Origin of the sequence: Beggiatoa leptomitoformis (assembly GCF_001305575.3) — a bacterium.
GTDB lineage: Bacteria > Pseudomonadota > Gammaproteobacteria > Beggiatoales > Beggiatoaceae > Beggiatoa > Beggiatoa leptomitoformis.
This window is the reverse complement of the sequence record NZ_CP012373.2, coordinates 3,667,868-3,686,433: the sequence shown is the minus strand read 5'-3', so window position 1 is coordinate 3,686,433 and position 18,566 is coordinate 3,667,868. Positions and strand designations below refer to the sequence as shown.

General features: G+C 42.7%; 13 protein-coding genes, 2 tRNA genes and 3 rRNA genes. 1 reads left to right on the top strand and 17 read right to left on the bottom strand.

Annotated elements, in window-relative coordinates; translation table 11 throughout:
• Positions 1 to 45: 45 nt before the first annotated feature.
• The 16 genes from AL038_RS15620 to rplU form a co-directional block, all read right to left on the bottom strand.
• Positions 46 to 1,131: an amino acid ABC transporter permease gene (locus AL038_RS15620; protein ID WP_062154376.1), complete on the bottom strand. Its 1,086-nt coding sequence runs from the start codon at positions 1,129 to 1,131 to the stop codon at positions 46 to 48.
• 29 nt (positions 1,132 to 1,160) lie between these two features.
• On the bottom strand, positions 1,161 to 2,348 hold the full coding sequence (locus AL038_RS15615; protein ID WP_062154374.1) for an amino acid ABC transporter permease: 1,188 nt from the start codon (positions 2,346 to 2,348) through the stop codon (positions 1,161 to 1,163).
• Between the two features lie 16 nt (positions 2,349 to 2,364).
• Positions 2,365 to 3,189 carry a bifunctional hydroxymethylpyrimidine kinase/phosphomethylpyrimidine kinase gene (thiD, locus tag AL038_RS15610; protein ID WP_062154371.1) on the bottom strand — a complete coding sequence of 275 codons (825 nt, stop codon included), beginning with the start codon at positions 3,187 to 3,189 and terminating at the stop codon, positions 2,365 to 2,367.
• 2 nt (positions 3,190 to 3,191) lie between these two features.
• Positions 3,192 to 3,998 (bottom strand): hydroxyethylthiazole kinase, encoded by an 807-nt coding sequence (gene thiM / locus AL038_RS15605; RefSeq protein ID WP_062154369.1) that lies wholly within the window; start codon positions 3,996 to 3,998, stop codon positions 3,192 to 3,194.
• A 246-nt stretch (positions 3,999 to 4,244) separates the two neighbouring features.
• A 5S ribosomal RNA gene (rrf, locus tag AL038_RS15600) occupies positions 4,245 to 4,360 on the bottom strand.
• Positions 4,361 to 4,438: 78 nt separating this feature from the next.
• A 23S ribosomal RNA gene (locus tag AL038_RS15595) occupies positions 4,439 to 7,326 on the bottom strand.
• A gap of 118 nt (positions 7,327 to 7,444) precedes the next feature.
• Positions 7,445 to 7,520: transfer RNA gene (locus AL038_RS15590), tRNA-Ala, on the bottom strand.
• A gap of 5 nt (positions 7,521 to 7,525) precedes the next feature.
• Positions 7,526 to 7,602 (bottom strand) — tRNA-Ile (locus tag AL038_RS15585).
• Between the two features lie 56 nt (positions 7,603 to 7,658).
• A 16S ribosomal RNA gene (locus AL038_RS15580) occupies positions 7,659 to 9,187 on the bottom strand.
• The 16S, 23S and 5S rRNA genes sit together here with 2 tRNA genes alongside, the layout of an rRNA operon.
• Positions 9,188 to 9,849: 662 nt before the next feature.
• A complete protein-coding gene (locus AL038_RS15575; protein ID WP_062154367.1) occupies positions 9,850 to 12,198 on the bottom strand; it encodes a DNA internalization-related competence protein ComEC/Rec2 in 2,349 nt (782 codons plus the stop codon).
• 17 nt (positions 12,199 to 12,215) lie between these two features.
• Positions 12,216 to 12,947, bottom strand: coding sequence for a hypothetical protein (locus AL038_RS15570; RefSeq protein ID WP_062154365.1), 732 nt, complete (start codon positions 12,945 to 12,947; stop codon positions 12,216 to 12,218).
• A gap of 136 nt (positions 12,948 to 13,083) precedes the next feature.
• A complete protein-coding gene (locus AL038_RS15565; protein ID WP_062154363.1) occupies positions 13,084 to 13,542 on the bottom strand; it encodes a regulatory protein RecX in 459 nt (152 codons plus the stop codon).
• A 3-nt stretch (positions 13,543 to 13,545) separates the two neighbouring features.
• A complete protein-coding gene (gene recA / locus AL038_RS15560; protein WP_062154361.1) occupies positions 13,546 to 14,604 on the bottom strand; it encodes a recombinase RecA in 1,059 nt (352 codons plus the stop codon).
• Positions 14,605 to 14,662: 58 nt separating this feature from the next.
• A complete protein-coding gene (locus tag AL038_RS15555) occupies positions 14,663 to 15,223 on the bottom strand; it encodes a CinA family protein (protein ID WP_474117479.1) in 561 nt (186 codons plus the stop codon).
• 53 nt (positions 15,224 to 15,276) lie between these two features.
• Positions 15,277 to 15,543, bottom strand: coding sequence for a 50S ribosomal protein L27 (gene rpmA, locus AL038_RS15550; RefSeq protein ID WP_062154359.1), 267 nt, complete (start codon positions 15,541 to 15,543; stop codon positions 15,277 to 15,279).
• Between the two features lie 25 nt (positions 15,544 to 15,568).
• Positions 15,569 to 15,880 carry a 50S ribosomal protein L21 gene (rplU, locus tag AL038_RS15545; RefSeq protein ID WP_062154357.1) on the bottom strand — a complete coding sequence of 104 codons (312 nt, stop codon included), beginning with the start codon at positions 15,878 to 15,880 and terminating at the stop codon, positions 15,569 to 15,571.
• A 337-nt stretch (positions 15,881 to 16,217) separates the two neighbouring features.
• Between rplU and AL038_RS15540 the strand changes: the two genes are divergently transcribed.
• Positions 16,218 to 17,039: an OmpA family protein gene (locus tag AL038_RS15540; protein WP_062154355.1), complete on the top strand. Its 822-nt coding sequence runs from the start codon at positions 16,218 to 16,220 to the stop codon at positions 17,037 to 17,039.
• A 67-nt stretch (positions 17,040 to 17,106) separates the two neighbouring features.
• Here the strand turns inward: AL038_RS15540 and gcvPB are convergent, their stop codons facing one another.
• Positions 17,107 to 18,546: an aminomethyl-transferring glycine dehydrogenase subunit GcvPB gene (gcvPB, locus tag AL038_RS15535; protein WP_062154353.1), complete on the bottom strand. Its 1,440-nt coding sequence runs from the start codon at positions 18,544 to 18,546 to the stop codon at positions 17,107 to 17,109.
• Between the last annotated feature and the right edge of the window lie 20 nt (positions 18,547 to 18,566).

Sequence of the window (18,566 nt, the reverse complement as noted above, 5' to 3'; positions counted from 1 at the left end):
ACAGCTAGCGGGGTATTATTGCATGATTTTTAGCGCAGTGGTTTATTAGCGTTTATGTCCTGTGTGTAGTTTGCGTTCTAAATATTGGCTGTAACGGGACATGCTAAAACACAGTGTCCAATAAACTAATGCGCCAAAAAGATAGCCTTCAACAGAATAACCTAACCAGTGAGGGTCATTTAAAGCTGCTTTTATCATGCCCAGTAAGTCAAATAAACCAATAATCAGCACTAGACTGGTATCTTTAAGCAGGGCTATGAGGGTATTTACAATACCCGGAATGACCGTTTTTAGGGCTTGGGGTAAAATAATGAGAATGGTTGTACGCCAATAACCTAAGCCTAATGCAGCCGCTGCTTCATATTGTCCTTTGGGAATAGCTTGTAAACCACCGCGCACAACTTCTGCCATATAAGCGGATTCGAATAGAACGATGCCAACCGCAGCACGAAATAGTTTATCAAAATTAGTCCCTTCAGGTAAAAATAGGGGGAGCATCACAGAAGACATGAATAAAACGGTGATTAAGGGAACGCCTCGCCATAATTCTATGAATGTAACACATAAAAGACGAATAATAGGCATGGACGAGCGTCGCCCCAGCGCAAGCAAAATACCAAAGGGTAAAGAAGCAACCATGCCAATAAAAGCAAGTACTAACGTAAGCAAAAGCCCGCCCCATAAAGCGGTATCAACAATAGGTAATCCGAATTGTCGCCCGTAAAGAATTTCAAAAGCAATAAAGGGATAAATAAAAAAGGCGAAACCAGCAAGCCAAATTTTTGCGGGTGTTTGTTTGAAAAATAAGGGGATTATCAAACCGAAAAAAATAAATAATGCAACGTTTACTCGCCAAATTTCATCCGCAGGATAAAAGCCATAGAAAAATTGGGATGCTCGTACATAAATAAACACCCAACAAGCCCCACCACTTGTACAGTCTTCTCGCTTGTCGCCAATCCAATCAGCATTAATAAATGCCCATTGTATAAAAGGTAATACGGTTATATAGAGTAAATACAAGCAAGCAATGGTGAGTATGCCGTTAAACCATGATGAAAATAGATTTTCTTGTAACCATTTAAAACTACGTGTGGAAACATTGGGTAAATGAATCGTTCGTTGCGCCATTTCTTAACACCCCTATATTTGAGCGTAATTTATCTTTCTTTCAATGCAATTAAATGGTTATATCCATTCATTAACGCAGAGATAGCTAAACTGATGACGAGATAAACAGCCATGGTCATCATAATAATTTCTACTGCTTGTCCTGTTTGATTTAAAGTTGTTCCTGCAAAAACGGCAACTAAATCAGGATAACCAATGGCAGTTGCTAGGGGGGAGTTTTTAACAAGATTAAGATATTGGCTAGTAAGTGGTGGAATGATAACTCGCAAGGCTTGTGGAATAACCACCAATCGCAGTGTTTGATGTCGTTGTAAACCTAAAGAGTAAGCTGCTTCAGTTTGTCCATGACTAACCGATTGAATACCCGCACGAATAATTTCAGCAATAAAGGCGGCTGTATAAATGCTTAAAGCGGTTACTAGGGCAATTAGCTCAGGAATAATGACTAAACCACCTCTAAAATTAAACCCTTGTAATTCAGGTGTATCCCATGTCAGTGGTGAGCCTAATGCAAAAAAAGTCAATGCGGGAAAACCGAATAAGCTGATAATACTTATCCAAAAGATGGGTATAATTTGCCCCGTTTTTGCGTGATGATATCTTGCCCATTTTTTGAACAGAAAAATAGCTAGTATTGTTAGAAAGAAGACGAGGAGAACACCATCAAAAGCATCACTAGGAATCGGTTTTGGTAAATATAAACCACGGACATTGAGATAAGCAAGGTCAGCAACCGCTACACTTTGGCGGGGAGAGGGTAAGGTGCGTAATACCGCAAAATACCAAAAAAATATCTGTAACAATAAGGGAATATTACGAAATGTTTCTATGTATAACAAGGCTAATTTAGCAACTAACCAGTTGGATGACAGGCGAGCAATACCGATAGTAAAACCCAGCACGGTGGCAAAACAAATTCCTAAACCTGATACTAACAGCGTATTTAGTAAGCCAACAAGAAAAGTACGTCCAAAACTGTCCGTTTCATCATAGGGAATCAGTGTTTGCAAGATACCAAATCCTGCTGGATTTGATAAAAATCCAAATCCTGTACTAATTCCACGTTTTTCTAGGTTATGTAAGGTATTTTGTGCAATATAAATAAAAACAACGATGATGATACTTAATACTATTAATTCAAACAGTTTCGCCCTAATATTGGGATTGTACCACCAATGTGTTTTGTGAGAAGGCAATTTTTGCGAGCTTGTTGCCATACAATCCCCTTATTATTCAATCCCAAAATTGATGAAAATGGTGGACAGGTCCATGCCCTTGTCCCATTTTATACGCCGCTCCTGCTTGTAAAGCAAAGGTTAAATAAGTTTTCGCCGCAGATACTGCTTCTTTTACACTACATCCTTTTGCCAAATAGGCCGCAATTGCCGAAGATAATGTGCAACCTGTACCATGACTATTATGGGTCTGAATTCGTGCATGTGACAACTCAGTAAATGTATCTAGTTGAGATTCATATAGAATATCTATACTATGCTGATTTTGCAGATGTCCGCCCTTTAGTAAAACGGTTTGACTACCCAAGTGACTAAGATTTTTTGCAGCCGTAAGCATTTGTGGAACAGAGGCAACTGGCTCATTTAATAATGCTTCTGCTTCAGGCAAATTGGGTGTAATAACGGTTGCAAGTGGAATTAATAATGTTTTTAATGCTTCAATAGCATCTTTTTGCATCAAAAGGTCACCGCTTTTAGCCACCATCACAGGGTCTAAAACAATATGCTGAATCTCAAACTCTTTTAGTGTGCTCGCAATAGTTTCAATAACTTCAGCAGAATGGAGCATTCCAATTTTAATACTGTCGACACCAATATCACTAAGAATAGCAACCATTTGTTGACGGATAAAATGAACAGGTACAGTATGAATGGCTGTTACTTCACGGGTATTTTGTGCAGTAAGTGCTGTTAGAACAGACATACCATAACAGCCTAATGCTGAAAAAGTTTTTAAATCTGCTTGTACACCTGCACCACCGCCACTGTCTGAGCCCGCAATTGTTAGCAGTCGTTTGTAGTATTTTGTATTTATTATAGACATTATTAAACAGCTTCAACTTTTAAGTAATTCATCAGTTGTTGTGCATCTAGTTGATAGAGTGTGTCTAAAAAATGTAATTGCAATGTACCAGGACCGACAGATTTTTTAACTGCAATTTCCCCCGCAATTCCCATTACTGCCATAGCGTGACTAGCTGCCTGATGTATATCGCTATTTACTGAAACAAATGCACCTATCAATGCCGTTGCTGTGCATCCTAATCCTGTTACCTTTGTCATCATCGGATGACCATTATAAATTTTAGTCACATCTTTATTATCAATAATATAATCGGTTGCACCACTGACAACAACCGTACACTGATATGTTTGCGCTAGTTGCAATGCATCTTCAATTGCAGCATCAGAACATTCGCTACTGTCTGCTCCACGTGTTTTTATATTTGCAGAAACGAGGGCTTTTATTTCTGAGGCATTTCCTCTAATAACTGATGGATTTGCAAGTTGTAACAGTGTTTGCATGGTTGTTGAACGCAAAGCTGTCGCACCACAAGCAACTGGGTCGATTACGATGGGTTTATATAACTCTCTCGCTTTTAGTATTGCCTTTTCCATTCCACTAATCCAATGCGGGCTTAAAGTCCCAATATTAATCACTAATGCATTGGCAATATTAACCATTTCAGCCACTTCATCTTCTGCATGAGCCATTGCAGGAGAAGCTCCTAATGCTAAGAGGGCATTAGCCGTATTATTCATGACAACGTAGTTGGTAATATTATGAATAAGGGGAAATTGCTCTCGTATCTTAACGATATCTGACCAAATAGATTGTGGTGTTACCTGCATCGTTCGCACCTTAATTGAGTAAAAGTGATGTCACAATAAAAATTGCCTTTATACGCAAAATTGAAAGGGATTGCAATGAACTATAGACAAACATTAAGAAGTTGAAAGGGATGATAAGGAAAAGGGATTTAGAAACGAAATAGCCATTGAGAGGCTATAGCAGGGTTTCACGAGGAAGAAGAAAGGACAAATTTCAGGCAATAAAAAACCCTCAAGCAATGATGCGAGAGGGTTAGGGTGTAAGGCTCTTGGCGATGACCTACTTTCACATGGAGAAACTCCACACTATCATCGGCGCACAATAGTTTCACTTCCGAGTTCGGGATGGGGTCGGGTGGTACCTACTTGCTATGGTCGCCAAGAAAAACGGTTAGGGCTATGCCCCAGAATTCGGAAATGGATGTAGTGTATATTACCTACCCAAAATACTTGGGTGTTATATGGTCAAGCCTCACGGTCAATTAGTACTGGTTAGCTACGTACATTACTGCACTTCCACACCCAGCCTATCAACGTCGTAGTCTTCAACGGACCTTGAGGAGAGTTAAACTCTCGGGAAATCTTATCTTGAAGGAGGCTTCCCGCTTAGATGCCTTCAGCGGTTATCCCGTCCGTACATAGCTACCCAGCAGTGCCATTGGCATGACAACTGGAACACCAGCGGTACGTTCACTCCGGTCCTCTCGTACTAGGAGCAACTCATTCTCAAATTTCCAACGCCCACGGTAGATAGGGACCGAACTGTCTCACGACGTTCTAAACCCAGCTCGCGTACCACTTTAAATGGCGAACAGCCATACCCTTGGGACCGACTACAGCCCCAGGATGTGATGAGCCGACATCGAGGTGCCAAACTCCGCCGTCGATGTGAACTCTTGGGCGGAATCAGCCTGTTATCCCCGGAGTACCTTTTATCCGTTGAGCGATGGCCCTTCCATACAGAACCACCGGATCACTATGACCTACTTTCGTACCTGTTCGACGTGTTTGTCTCACAGTTAAGCACCCTTATGCCATTGCACTCTATGCGCGATTTCCGACCGCGCTGAGGGTACCTTCGTGCTCCTCCGTTACTCTTTCGGAGGAGACCGCCCCAGTCAAACTACCCACCATACATTGTCCCCAATCCAGATTATGGACTTAGGTTAGAATCCCGAACATATCAGGGTGGTATTTCAAGGTTGGCTCCACTAAAACTGGCGTTCTAGCTTCAATGCCTCCCACCTATCCTACACAAACAGGTTCAAAATTCAGTGCAAAGCTATAGTAAAGGTTCACGGGGTCTTTCCGTCTAGCCGCGGGTATACTGCATCTTAACAGCAATTTCAATTTCACTGAGTCTCGGGTGGAGACAGTGTGGCTGTCGTTACGCCATTCGTGCAGGTCGGAACTTACCCGACAAGGAATTTCGCTACCTTAGGACCGTTATAGTTACGGCCGCCGTTTACCGGGGCTTCGATCAAGAGCTTCGCTTTCGCTAACCCCATCAATTAACCTTCCGGCACCGGGCAGGCGTCACACCCTATACGTCCACTTTCGTGTTTGCAGAGTGCTGTGTTTTTAATAAACAGTCGCAACCACCTGACCACTGCGACCTTTTTCTGCTCCATGCGCAGGCACTTCACATAATAAAGGTACACCTTCTCCCGAAGTTACGGTGCTATTTTGCCTAGTTCCTTCACCCGAGTTCTCTCAAGCGCCTTAGAATTCTCATCTCGTCTACCTGTGTCGGTTTGCGGTACGGGTTCACTTTATCTGAAGCTTAGAGGATTTTCTTGGAAGCTTGGCATCAACCACTTCGTCTTCATAGAAGACTCGTCATCAGTTCTCGGTATTAAACAAACGGATTTGCCTATTCGTTCTACCTACGACCTTAAACAAGTACTACCAATCACTTGCTGGTTTAGCCTTCTTCGTCCCCCCATCGCAATAAAGCGAAGTACAGGAATATTAACCTGTTTCCCATCGACTACGCATTTCTGCCTCGCCTTAGGGGCCGACTCACCCTGCGCCGATTAACGTTGCGCGAGGAAACCTTAGACTTTCGGCGTGGGAGTTTTTCACTCCCATTATCGTTACTCATGTCAGCATTCGCACTTCTGATACCTCCAGCATCCTTCTCAAGATGCCTTCGCAGGCTTACAGAACGCTCCTCTACCACTTGTCTTGCGACAAATCCGCAGCTTCGGTATATAGCTTGAGCCCCGTTACATCTTCCGCGCAGGACGACTCGACCAGTGAGCTATTACGCTTTCTTTAAATGATGGCTGCTTCTAAGCCAACATCCTGGCTGTTTTTGCCTTCCCACATCGTTTTCCACTGAGCTATATTTTGGGACCTTAGCTGGCGGTCTGGGTTGTTTCCCTCTTCACGACGGACGTTAGCACCCGCCGTGTGTCTCCCATGCTTGCACTTCTCGGTATTCGAAGTTTGCAACGGGTTGGTAAGTCTAGACGACCCCCTAGCCGTAACAGTGCTCTACCCCCAAGAGTGATACATGAGGCGCTACCTAAATAGCTTTCGAGGAGAACCAGCTATCTCTGAGTTTGATTAGCCTTTCACTCCTAGCCACAACTCATCTCCGTCTTTTTCAACAGACGTGAGTTCGGGCCTCCAGTAGGAATTACCCCACCTTCACCCTGGTCATGGCTAGATCACTCAGTTTCGGGTCTATTCCCAGCGACTTAGCGCCCTATTAAGACTCGGTTTCCCTATGCCTTCCCTATGCGGTTAAGCTTGCCACTGAAAATAACTCGCTGACCCATTATACAAAAGGTACGCAGTCACATGACTAAATCATGCTCCCACTGCTTGTATGCACACGGTTTCAGATTCTATTTCACTCCCCTATCAGGGGTTCTTTTCACCTTTCCCTCACGGTACTAGTTCACTATCGGTCGATAACGAGTATTTAGCCTTGGAGGATGGTCCCCCCATATTCAGACAGGATTTCTCGTGTCCCGTCCTACTCGTCTTCATTCACAAATCGCTTTCGCATACGGGGCTATCACCCTGTGTCGCTGAACTTTCCAGTATCATTCTGCTAGTTATTTGCAAACTTAAGGGCTGTTCCGCTTTCGCTCGCCACTACTGACGGAATCTCGGTTGATTTCTTTTCCTGTAGGTACTTAGATGTTTCAGTTCCCTACGTTCGCTTCTTTACCCTATGTATTCAGGTAAAGATACTGCCTAAGCAGTGGGTTCCCCCATTCGGACATCTACGGGTCAATGTCTGTTTGCCGACTCTCCGTAGCTTTTCGCAGGCTACCACGTCCTTCATCGCCTGTTATCGCCAAGGCATTCACCGTGTGCACTTAATTACTTGACCATATAACCCCAAACATTCTAGGATTATTGCTGACTTGCAATATACACTTTACATCATTTCCGTTTTGTTAAAGAACTGTAATACTTAATGCTAAATCTTTCCATTTAGCATTAAGTACTGGTGGAGCTAAGCGGGATCGAACCGCTGACCTCCTGCGTGCAAAGCAGGCGCTCTCCCAGCTGAGCTATAGCCCCTTCATTGGTGGGTCTGGGTGGACTCGAACCACCGACCTCACCCTTATCAGGGGTGCGCTCTAACCACCTGAGCTACAGACCCAGTGTCTTTCAAATCAAGTAATTTGTGTGGATACTTGCCTTCTCGTCTTCATCTTTAAAGGAGGTGATCCAGCCGCAGGTTCCCCTACGGCTACCTTGTTACGACTTCACCCCAGTCATGAACCATACCGTGGTAAGCGTCCTCCTTACGGTTAGACTACCTACTTCTGGTACAGCCCACTCCCATGGTGTGACGGGCGGTGTGTACAAGGCCCGGGAACGTATTCACCGTAGCAGTGCTGATCTACGATTACTAGCGATTCCGACTTCATGGAGTCGAGTTGCAGACTTCAATCCGGACTACGATAGGTTTTCTGGGATTGGCTCCATCTCGCGATTTGGCAGCCCTTTGTACCTACCATTGTAGCACGTGTGTAGCCCTGGTCATAAGGGCCATGATGACTTGACGTCATCCCCACCTTCCTCCGATTTGTCATCGGCAGTCTCCTTAGAGTTCCCGACTTTACGCTGGCAACTAAGGATAGGGGTTGCGCTCGTTGCGGGACTTAACCCAACATCTCACGACACGAGCTGACGACAGCCATGCAGCACCTGTCTCTAAGTTCCCGAAGGCACTCCCATATTTCTACAGGATTCTTAGGATGTCAAGACCAGGTAAGGTTCTTCGCGTTGCATCGAATTAAACCACATGCTCCACCGCTTGTGCGGGCCCCCGTCAATTCATTTGAGTTTTAATCTTGCGATCGTACTCCCCAGGCGGAGAACTTAGTGCGTTAGCTGCGATACTAAGAGACAGTCTCTCCCAACATCTAGTTCTCATCGTTTAGGGCGTGGACTACCAGGGTATCTAATCCTGTTTGCTCCCCACGCTTTCGTGCCTCAGTGTCAGTGTTAATCCAGGTAGTCGCCTTCGCCACTGATGTTCCTCCACATATCTACGCATTTCACCGCTACACGTGGAATTCCACTACCCTCTACTACACTCTAGTCAACCAGTATCATATGCAGTTCCTAAGTTAAGCTCAGGGATTTCACATCTGACTTAATTAACCACCTACGCACGCTTTACGCCCAGTAATTCCGATTAACGCTTGCACCCTCTGTATTACCGCGGCTGCTGGCACAGAGTTAGCCGGTGCTTATTCCGTTGGTAACGTCAATTGCGCATGGTATTAACATACGCTTTTTCTTCCCAACCTAAAGTGCTTTACAACCCGCAGGCCTTCTTCACACACGCGGCATTGCTGGATCAGGGTTGCCCCCATTGTCCAATATTCCCCACTGCTGCCTCCCGCAGGAGTCTGGGCCGTGTCTCAGTCCCAGTGTGGCTGGTCGTCCTCTCAGACCAGCTACGGATCGTCGCCTTGGTAGGCCTTTACCCCACCAACTAGCTAATCCGACATGGGCTCATCTGTTAGCGCAAGGCCCGAAGGTCCCCTGCTTTCCCCCGTAGGGCTTATGCGGTATTAGCCTAAGTTTCCCTAGGTTGTCCCCCACTATCAGGCAGATTCCCATGCTTTACTCACCCGTCCGCCACTCGTCAGCTTGACCTGTTACCGTTCGACTTGCATGTGTTAAGCATGCCGCCAGCGTTCAATCTGAGCCATGATCAAACTCTTCAGTTTAAACTCATGTTCTAAAACGCAAGCTTTCTCTTTTGACAGAGTCTTGCTTCAATTCTTCATTTCTCAACGAGAATTATGCAAGTACCCACACAAATTACTTGATTCTACTGTTAAAGAGCTTTATCATTAAAACTATCGAGTCTTAATAATTCTGTCATATTGATTCGCTACAATCTTAGCAACTAATTTGCTACTAATCTTTACACGTTTCAAGAAAGACAACATTCTAAACCGTCTTCTTCGTTCTGTCAAGCTTTCGTTTAACTTTTTTTATTCAACTTCAAACTTTCGTCAGAAGTGAGTCAAACATTCTACTACATCTTAATTCAGTCTGTCAAGCTACTATTTAGTTTCTTTTCGCTTAACCAGTAAAGAGCGCACATTATATACTCTCTTTTCTCTTTGTCAATCTTTTATTTCTACTGCTAGGTTCGGTTCTTTTCAGAACTTAACGAAGGTGCGTATCATACTCGCTTTCCCTTCGTTGTCAACCTCTATTTCTTATCCTTTTCTGAAGTCCTTCAAGTTTCGCTCTTTCCGCTCATGCTCTTCTCTTCATCAAGCCGTGCATTCTACTCCTCATTATCTCATTGTCAACTATTACTTAGAAAATCTTTATTACGTGCTGTCTAAATAGTTGGCTTCTAATAGCTATCTTTTTGTTAATTCTGCCAATAATGCTTTTGCACTTTCTTGTTTTCTATAGGTGGGGAAATCCCTTTTTCTGCATCTATATGAAAAGTAATCGCGCCACTGCTAACGGTATCTATAATGGTTATACCTTGAGATTGATAACGTTTAACGACTTCTACATGGGGAAACTTATAAGGGTTACGGTAGCCTGTAGAAAAAACAACATAGCGGGGATTAACTTGGGCAAGAAAGTTGGGGTTGGAAGATGTTTTACTCCCATGATGCGGTGCGAGCAAAATATCGGCAGGAAGGTATTGGGCTTGTGTACGAAGTAAGGCTTGTTCGGCCGTTTTCTCTATATCGCTGGTTAGTAGAATACTTCCTTGTGGAGTGCTAATTTTTAGAACACAACTCATGTTATTTTCTTGGCTATAGAAGTCGGCTTGGGGATGTAAAACATGAAACTGTACATCATCATACGTCCATTGTTGTCCTGCTTGACAGTGTTGTGCTTGTGGATACTGGCGCACGATTTCTGCACTACTAATAAACTGAGTAACTTGTAGGTTATTAAGAATATCAACTAGCCCACCACTATGATCGCTATCTCCATGACTGACAATTAGAGTATCGATACGTTGAATACCTTGTGCTTGTAAAAAAGGAACAACAACAATCTTTCCTGTATTAAATCCTGTATAAGAACGCACTCCCGTATCATATAAAACAGTATGTTGAGCTGTTTGAATAACGATAGATAATCCTTGTCCAACATCTAAAACGGTAAGCCACACGCTCCCTTGTGTTGGACGACTAGGGGGATAAAAGAAGAGTGGTAATAACCAGATAAACCCAACCCACCGTGCAGGAAAACCACGTGGTAGTAAAAAAATCCCTACACCAATAAGAGCAATTACTGTTATCCATAAAGGTGGAGAGGCAATTTGTAGGCTACTCCATGTCAATGCAGAAAGTTGTTCCATTAACCACCACACGTTTTCCAACCCCCACAAACAGAGTTGCAATAAAAAATGACTGAGCGTTGGTGATATATCTATTAAGGAAAGTGCAAATAAATTGAGTGGAACAAGTAGAAAGCTAAAAATAGGAATAGCAATTGTATTTGCTATGAGTGAAACCAATGAGAAAGAACCAAAAAAATTAAGCGTAAGTGGAATTAATCCTAATGTAATGGCAAATTGCACATAACCATATTGATGAATAACACGTTGTATTCTGTGGGGTGGCGTTTGTCGTCCTTGTACTGCAACAAGAATACAAGCAACAGCACCAAAAGACAGCCAAAAACCACTGTTTAAAACGGCGGTAGGGTCATAAATTAAAACGACTAAGAGTGCTAAACTAAAAGCCGTCCCCTTTGATAACTGTCTTAATCCCAATAAAGCAATCACAAGAGTACAGATCATCACGACAGTGCGTTGTGTTGGAATGGAAAACCCTGCTAATAAAGAATAAGAAAGTGCAATCAATAAACTTACAAATGCAGCAGGAAAAACGACAGGGAAATGTATGAACCTCCCCCAACTAGGATAGCGTAATCGTTGGCAAATAAGGGCATAACCATAAATAGTCATTCCAACAAAGTGACTACATATCCAAAAACCAATGTATGCCAAAAGACCAATATGCAAGCCTGATATAGCAACCAAATGCGCAATACCCGTTTTACGAAATACACTCCACTGTTCTGCACTAATCCACTGCTGCTCACCAATAGCTAACGCAATCAAAATGCCTGTTAATGGATGATGATGTGTTGCTATTTGCAACTGCTGTGCAAGTGATTCACGAAAAGTATTAAGCTGCCAATGCGTTGGTGTACTTAATAGCTGTTGTTCACCTTTAGGACGAATAGAACCAGTCGCATGAATACCCTGTTGATATAAGGTACGACTATAATCGCTAATAAGCGGATTACTAAACCCACGCGCTCGTTGCAAACGAACCGTAAATCGCCATTGCTGTCCCGTTTGCAAGTGCATCGCCGTTTTATGCCAACTAAGGCGTAAACGTCCAATATCTGTAATGACTTGTTTATCGGGCGTTAATAAACGTGTTGGGGTAAAATCAAACTGCCATCCATCTTGTTTACGATGTGGCAAATCACTAATAAATCCCTCAACAATCAATTCTTGCCCTTCCAATACGATAGGTAAGGCTTGAGCAAAAAATAATTGCGCCCGAAAAATTGCCCAACAAAGACCTAAGGCAAGCCAACAATAGAAACGTAATTGGGGAAAATAGAAAATACAAACAATAAGTGGGAGAATAAACCAAGCAGTTGAAAAACTAGGAAGGCTTGGGAGCATTTGACAAATCAATACTCCCAACAAAAAGGCGACAGTAGCAAAGTGCATATTTATCGCCTTATAAACTACTGTGTTAAAGGCACTAACCTATCACCAAATGGCGTGCGAACCACACGCATACCTGGCGGAACATCCTCATCTTTTATTTCTTGTCGCTGAAAATTCTTGTAAATTTCCTGACGCTTTTTTATTTCAGCATCTCGTTTCGCAGCCTCTTCAGGGCTTAACTCACGAGGTCCAAACTGCACGGGTTGTAAAGGACCTGGCGAAACAGCTCCCGGTGGAAGATTAGGTGGCGGCATCGCAGGCTGTTGTGGCACTGGTGGCGGTGGTGGTGCAAGCGCATTCAAGCGTACTAATGATAACTTCGCAGCCTTCCCATTATCCACACATGCTATCCCTTTTTGTGCATTAGAAACACGACAAGGAGAATCCTCAGGATATTCCAATCTAATTTCCCGTGAATTCACCTCTAATAAGGTATAGTTTGCATACCCTTCTATTGGAGTACGCGCCCCCCGTAATGGCTGCAACAACTGCTTACCTTCTTTTGTTTGCAAAATAGCCACTTTCTTACTGCCTATTCGACTTGTTCCTACAAGGGTAAAATCAACTTGGGGCGGTGGAGGGGGAGGCGGAACGACAGGCTGCGGTGGTGGCACAGGTTTCTGTGCTGCAACGGATGATGTAGGTGGTTGTGCGGGGGCTACTTTTTCCTTACCGCGTTGAGCATCAAACAAATCAAAACCATGGGCAGTCAGCGGTAATAAGAATAATAAAAAGAAGCTATAACGCATAAGTGTATAATATTTGATAGTGAATTTGAGCAAAATGTAGTTTCATAATAAGCAATATCATTACATTGTACAAATATGTCTCAGTATATAACACCATTACACTTTCTTTTTCATAAAAACGATTAAAAATAAGCAATCATTCTTCCGTCAAGGCATAACGAATCTGCTCACTATTAAACCCACGATACTGCAAAAAACGCATTTGTTTGGCCCGTTCTTGCAACGTTGTTGGCTGTTTTCGTCCAAACCGTTTCATTCTCACCTGTTGAGCAAGTGCTAGCCAATCAACATCATGACTAATTGAATTATCATTAATTGTTTGCTGAGTGACTCCTCGCATTTTCAAGGCTTGCTGAATATGTGACCAACCATAACCTTTATTAATGCGTGAACGAATGAAACTCTCACAAAAACGCACATCACTAACAAGCTGTTGCGTTTGTAATTCATTCACAACTTGCTCAACCAGCGCATTCATATACCCCTTATGCAAGAGCTTATGACGTAATTCAACAACGGAATGTTCACGCCGTGATAAAACATCCAACGCACTGTTTTTAACCTGTTGATAAGTTGAGGAGTCAGGAGATAACATAATTTACGCGTCTAAATCATCATCAGTCAGTTCATCACCGCCATCAACGTCTTTAGAAGCACTAACAACGGGTAACACTAAAACTTTATCCCGCACTTGCTTCTCAATTTGCTGTGCAATATCAGTATGTTCACGCAAGTAATTACGGATATTTTCCTTGCCTTGCCCAATCCTGTCCCCATTATAGCTATACCATGCACCCGCTTTGTCTAACACACCCAATTTCGCGCCTAAATCAATGATTTCACTTTCACGAGAAATCCCCTCACCATACAAAATATCGAAAGTCACTTCCTTAAACGGTGGCGCAACCTTATTCTTCACCACTTTGACTTTTGTTTCACTACCGATAATATCCTCACCACGTTTAATTGCCCCAATCCGTCGAATATCCAATCGGACAGAAGCGTAGAACTTCAGTGCATTACCGCCAGTTGTGGTTTCAGGATTTCCAAACATCACTCCAATCTTCATCCGAATTTGATTGATGAAAATAACCATCGTATTGAAACGTTTAATATTCGCAGTTAATTTACGCAAAGCTTGGGACATCAAACGGGCTTGCAAACCCATGTGAGAATCACCCATTTCCCCTTCAATTTCTGCTTTTGGTGTGAGTGCTGCAACGGAATCAATGATGATCAAATCAACGGCACCTGAGCGCACTAACATATCTGTGATTTCTAAGGCTTCCTCACCATTATTCGGCTGAGAAAGTAATAACTCGCTAACATTAACCCCTATTTTCTCCGCATAGGCACGATCTAAAGCATGTTCTGCATCAATAAAGGCTGCTGTTCCACCTTTTTTCTGAATTTCCGCAGCAACTTGTAAGGTTAAAGTTGTTTTACCAGAAGATTCAGGACCATAAATTTCTATAATACGTCCCATTGGCAAACCACCAACGCCTAGGGCTATATCTAATCCTAATGAACCCGTAGAAACAGTTTCAACATCCATCACTGCGCCAACATCTCCTAAGCGCATGACCGACCCCTTACCAAATTGCTTTTCAATCTGCCCTAATGTGGTACTTAATGCTTTGCGTTTATTGTCGTCCATAGCCATCTCTCATGTTAAAATAGATATGTGTATTTTTACAGTATAACACAAAAAACAATTAAGCCAAGTCTGTCGTCAACGTTGTTAAAGCGGTAATAACCGTTTGCTCACGGACAGATTGTCTATCTCCTTTAAATATAAAACATTTCGCGTAAATTTTTTCAGGAAATGCCCAAGCAATCCACACGGTTCCAACGGGTTTATCCGCACTGCCACCCGTAGGCCCTGCAATCCCACTAACAGCAATCGCAACCTCCGCGTGACTATGTCGCAATGCACCTTCAGCCATTTCTAACACCGTCTGTTCACTGACCGCTCCGTATTTTTCCAATGTCAGTGACGAGACATCCAATACTTCATGCTTTGCTTCATTAGAATAAGTAATAAATCCCCGTTCAAACCAATTTGAACTCCCTGCAATTGCCGTCATCGTTTGTGCAATCCAACCACCTGTACAAGATTCAGCCGTGACTAAACGATAATGATGGCGTAACAGTTGTTGACTCAGTTGTTCTGCGAGCGTATTGAGCATATCGTACATACAGTAGCGGTCTTTTAGAAAAGGAATTTGCGCTTTATTGTAACGTGAATAAGTGATTAAAATGAATGAAACGTACAAATAAAAAAACCCCGTCTAGCGGGGCTTTTTAAAGAGAACGAAACTTAATCTAATTAGGCTTGTTCACTGGGAATAACACTGATGTAATGGCGTTGAAAAGCACCTTTCACTTCAAACTTAACTTTACCATCTGCCTTAGCAAACAAGGTATGGTCTTTACCCATGCCAACATTTACACCAGCATAAAATTTCGTACCACGTTGACGAACCAGAATATTGCCTGCATAGACAACTTGGTCTCCAAAGCGTTTCACACCAAGTCGTTTCGACTCAGAATCACGACCGTTGCGGCTACTACCGCCAGCTTTCTTATGCGCCATCTGCTATCACCTCTTGCTAATGCTATTACGCCACAATACCTGTGATTTTCACTTCGGTATAATATTGACGGTGTCCCATTTGTCTACGATAGTGTTTACGACGACGCATTTTCATAATTTTGATTTTGTCGCCACGACCCTGTGCTTGTACCGTAGCAGTTACTTTGCTACCAGATACAACGGGCGTTCCAATGGTAATATCATCGCCGTTGGCAAGCAGTAGCACTTCACTAAACTCTACAGCCGTACCTTCCTCAGCAATAATTTTTTCTATTTTTAATACATCACCTTCAGCAACTTTATATTGTTTGCCGCCGGTTTTAATTACAGCGTACATAAATTCGTTCTCCGTCTCGCTAATACACTGATTAGACTAAGGGACTATAGGAAAGTGCGGAATTATACGTAAATGAACTAGAAAATACAAGCCTGTTTTACAATTAATCGCATTATTATTTTTCGACAGATAGAAATACTATATTTACAAAATAACATCAGTTTTTAACTTAAAAATTAATATCTTAAGTCACATCATTGTTTATGGCGTGTTTTGTGCATTTCAAGATTTAAAGCAAGTTTCTATGCTGTGCCATTGATAACAAACGGTATATAGCACACAGAAACCATTGAATTTTTAAACGCCCTGAACATTGAGTATTTGAGGATATTAGAGAATGAAGAAACTACTCGTCTATCTGGTTTTAGCCGTAAATATAATGTTGGCTGGTTGTGCCAGTCTTTCTTCTCCTGAAGAAGAAAAGAGTAAACAATCCTCTCTCAAAACATTGCAAACAAAACTGGATGAAGCAAAAGCGGATGATTTCGGTATCTTTATGACGGAATTACATCGCGCTGAAGTTAATTTAGATAAAGCCCAAACGGTTTATGATGATGCCGTTGCAGGTAAACCTGTTAATTTAGCCGATGGCGAAGCTGCAGCAGGTAAAGCAGTCGCACATAGGACAAATGCAGAAGATGCCTTTGGTCGTTTTTTAGAACCAATTAATAAAAATTTGGATGAAAGCAATCAAGATATTGAATCCCAAGATGCCCGCATTGCATGGTTAGAAGCCTTACATATCAAACCAGATACGGTCATTCCCGACAAAAGTATTTACTTTAACTTTGGGGACAGTAATTTACGTGCGGGAGAACGAGCCAAAATCACAGATATTATTAAGTTTTTGAGAGAACACCCATTATTTGCATTAAAATTAACAGGATATGCTGACACCGTTGGTACAAAAGAGCATAACAAAAAACTGGCTGCACGACGTAATAGTGCCGTATTAGAAGCCTTACGGCGACAAGGATTACCTGCGAATACCATTGTTATGGTGGCTATTGGCGAAACTAAAGGACGTGATGAAGTTAAAAACCCTGAAAGTCGACGGGTTGAGGCCAGAATTTATGTGCATGGACGTTATGTTAAAAGCACAGACAATGTTGCCAGTAATGAAGAAACGGAAACCGATGTTTCTGAATCATCTCCTTAATTTTTAACCTATCAGGAGCCAACATAATAGGTTTGACTCCTGACTTAATCAATCGTGATTAATCCCCTCATTTCCAAGCAATATCTAACATCTTCACCGCTCGTACATCATCTAAACGCCGCACAGGTAAACGATAAGGCGCGCCTTTTAAGAAAGCGGGGTCTGTTTCAGCCTCACTTAAAATTTCACACATTGCATTTACAAAATCATCCAGTGTTTCTTTTGCTTCTGTTTCAGTGGGTTCAATTAGCAAACATTCGGGGACTAATAAAGGAAAATACGTCGTTGGTGCGTGAAATCCTTTATCCAACAAACGTTTTGCAAAATCCATCGCATTCACACCCAATTCTTTTGCTTGTTTTTTCACAGTAATAATAAATTCATGACTGGCACGACGCGGCGCAAAAGCGACATCAAAACCCGCAGCGGCTAATTTCGCCATTAAATAATTAGCATTTAATGTAGAAAATTCAGCAACCCGCGCCATTCCCTCTACACCTAATAAACGGGCATAAATATAGGCACGAAGCAATACCCCCGCATTACCAACACTCGCCATCATGCGTCCGATTGTTTGAGGGCAATCAGTTTCTGTTAACCAATGATAAGTTTTACCCTCATAACCAACCATAGGCACGGGTAAAAAAGGCTTCAGCCGTTCACTAACCCCAACAGGACCTGAGCCCGGCCCTCCGCCACCATGAGGGGTAGAAAAGGTTTTGTGCAGATTAATATGTATCACATCAAAACCCATATCACCGGGGCGTACTTTGCCAAGAATTGCGTTTAAATTCGCGCCATCGTAATACAATAATCCACCTGCTTGATGGACACACTCAGCGATTGCGGTAATCTGACGGTCAAATACACCCAATGTTGACGGATTGGTTAGCATAATACCCGCTGTTTGCGCTCCCACTGCCTGACGTAATGCATCAATATCCACATCACCATTGGCATTTGTAGGAATTTCACGGACTTTATAGCCACACATCACGGCCGACGCGGGATTTGTTCCATGTGCCGCATCGGGAACGAGAATTTCAGTGCGTGCAGTATCTCCTCGCGCATCATGATAAGCACGAATCATTGCTACACCCGCAAACTCGCCATTTGCACCAGCAGCAGGCGCAAGTGACACGCCTTTCATCCCTGTTACAACTTTAAGTATTTCTTGCAATTCATATAAACATGCCATAAACCCTTGACTATGTATATCTGGGGCGGCGGGGTGGCGGGCAAGAAAATTAGGTAGCATTGACAAAGTATTACACACACGAGGGTTGTACTTCATGGTACAAGAACCCAGCGGATAAAAATGAGTATCAATAGAAAAGTTCTTCTTCGACAAGTTAGTGTAATGTCGTACTGCTTGTAATTCAGAAACTTCTGGCAACTGCACACGTTTTTTACGTAAAAATTGAGTAGGAATATCAACAGATGCACGTTGGGCGGGATATTGGCTAGGGGTAGAGCGTCCCCGACTACTGTGTTCAAAAATAAGCATAGGCTATCTGTCCATGAAAA

What these genes read in the sequence shown, in the direction of transcription:
- AL038_RS15615 (WP_062154374.1), bottom strand. Translation starts at nt 2,348, where the DNA reads ATGGCAACAAGCTCGCAAAAATTGCCTTCTCACAAAACACATTGGTGG.
- thiM (WP_062154369.1), bottom strand. Translation starts at nt 3,998, where the DNA reads ATGCAGGTAACACCACAATCTATTTGGTCAGATATCGTTAAGATACGA.
- AL038_RS15570 (WP_062154365.1), bottom strand. Translation starts at nt 12,947, where the DNA reads ATGCGTTATAGCTTCTTTTTATTATTCTTATTACCGCTGACTGCCCAT.
- recA (WP_062154361.1), bottom strand. Translation starts at nt 14,604, where the DNA reads ATGGACGACAATAAACGCAAAGCATTAAGTACCACATTAGGGCAGATT.
- thiD (WP_062154371.1), bottom strand. Translation starts at nt 3,189, where the DNA reads ATGTCTATAATAAATACAAAATACTACAAACGACTGCTAACAATTGCG.
- AL038_RS15575 (WP_062154367.1), bottom strand. Translation starts at nt 12,198, where the DNA reads ATGCACTTTGCTACTGTCGCCTTTTTGTTGGGAGTATTGATTTGTCAA.
- AL038_RS15540 (WP_062154355.1), top strand. Translation starts at nt 16,218, where the DNA reads ATGAAGAAACTACTCGTCTATCTGGTTTTAGCCGTAAATATAATGTTG.
- rpmA (WP_062154359.1), bottom strand. Translation starts at nt 15,543, where the DNA reads ATGGCGCATAAGAAAGCTGGCGGTAGTAGCCGCAACGGTCGTGATTCT.
- gcvPB (WP_062154353.1), bottom strand. Translation starts at nt 18,546, where the DNA reads ATGCTTATTTTTGAACACAGTAGTCGGGGACGCTCTACCCCTAGCCAA.
- AL038_RS15620 (WP_062154376.1), bottom strand. Translation starts at nt 1,131, where the DNA reads ATGGCGCAACGAACGATTCATTTACCCAATGTTTCCACACGTAGTTTT.
- rplU (WP_062154357.1), bottom strand. Translation starts at nt 15,880, where the DNA reads ATGTACGCTGTAATTAAAACCGGCGGCAAACAATATAAAGTTGCTGAA.
- AL038_RS15565 (WP_062154363.1), bottom strand. Translation starts at nt 13,542, where the DNA reads ATGTTATCTCCTGACTCCTCAACTTATCAACAGGTTAAAAACAGTGCG.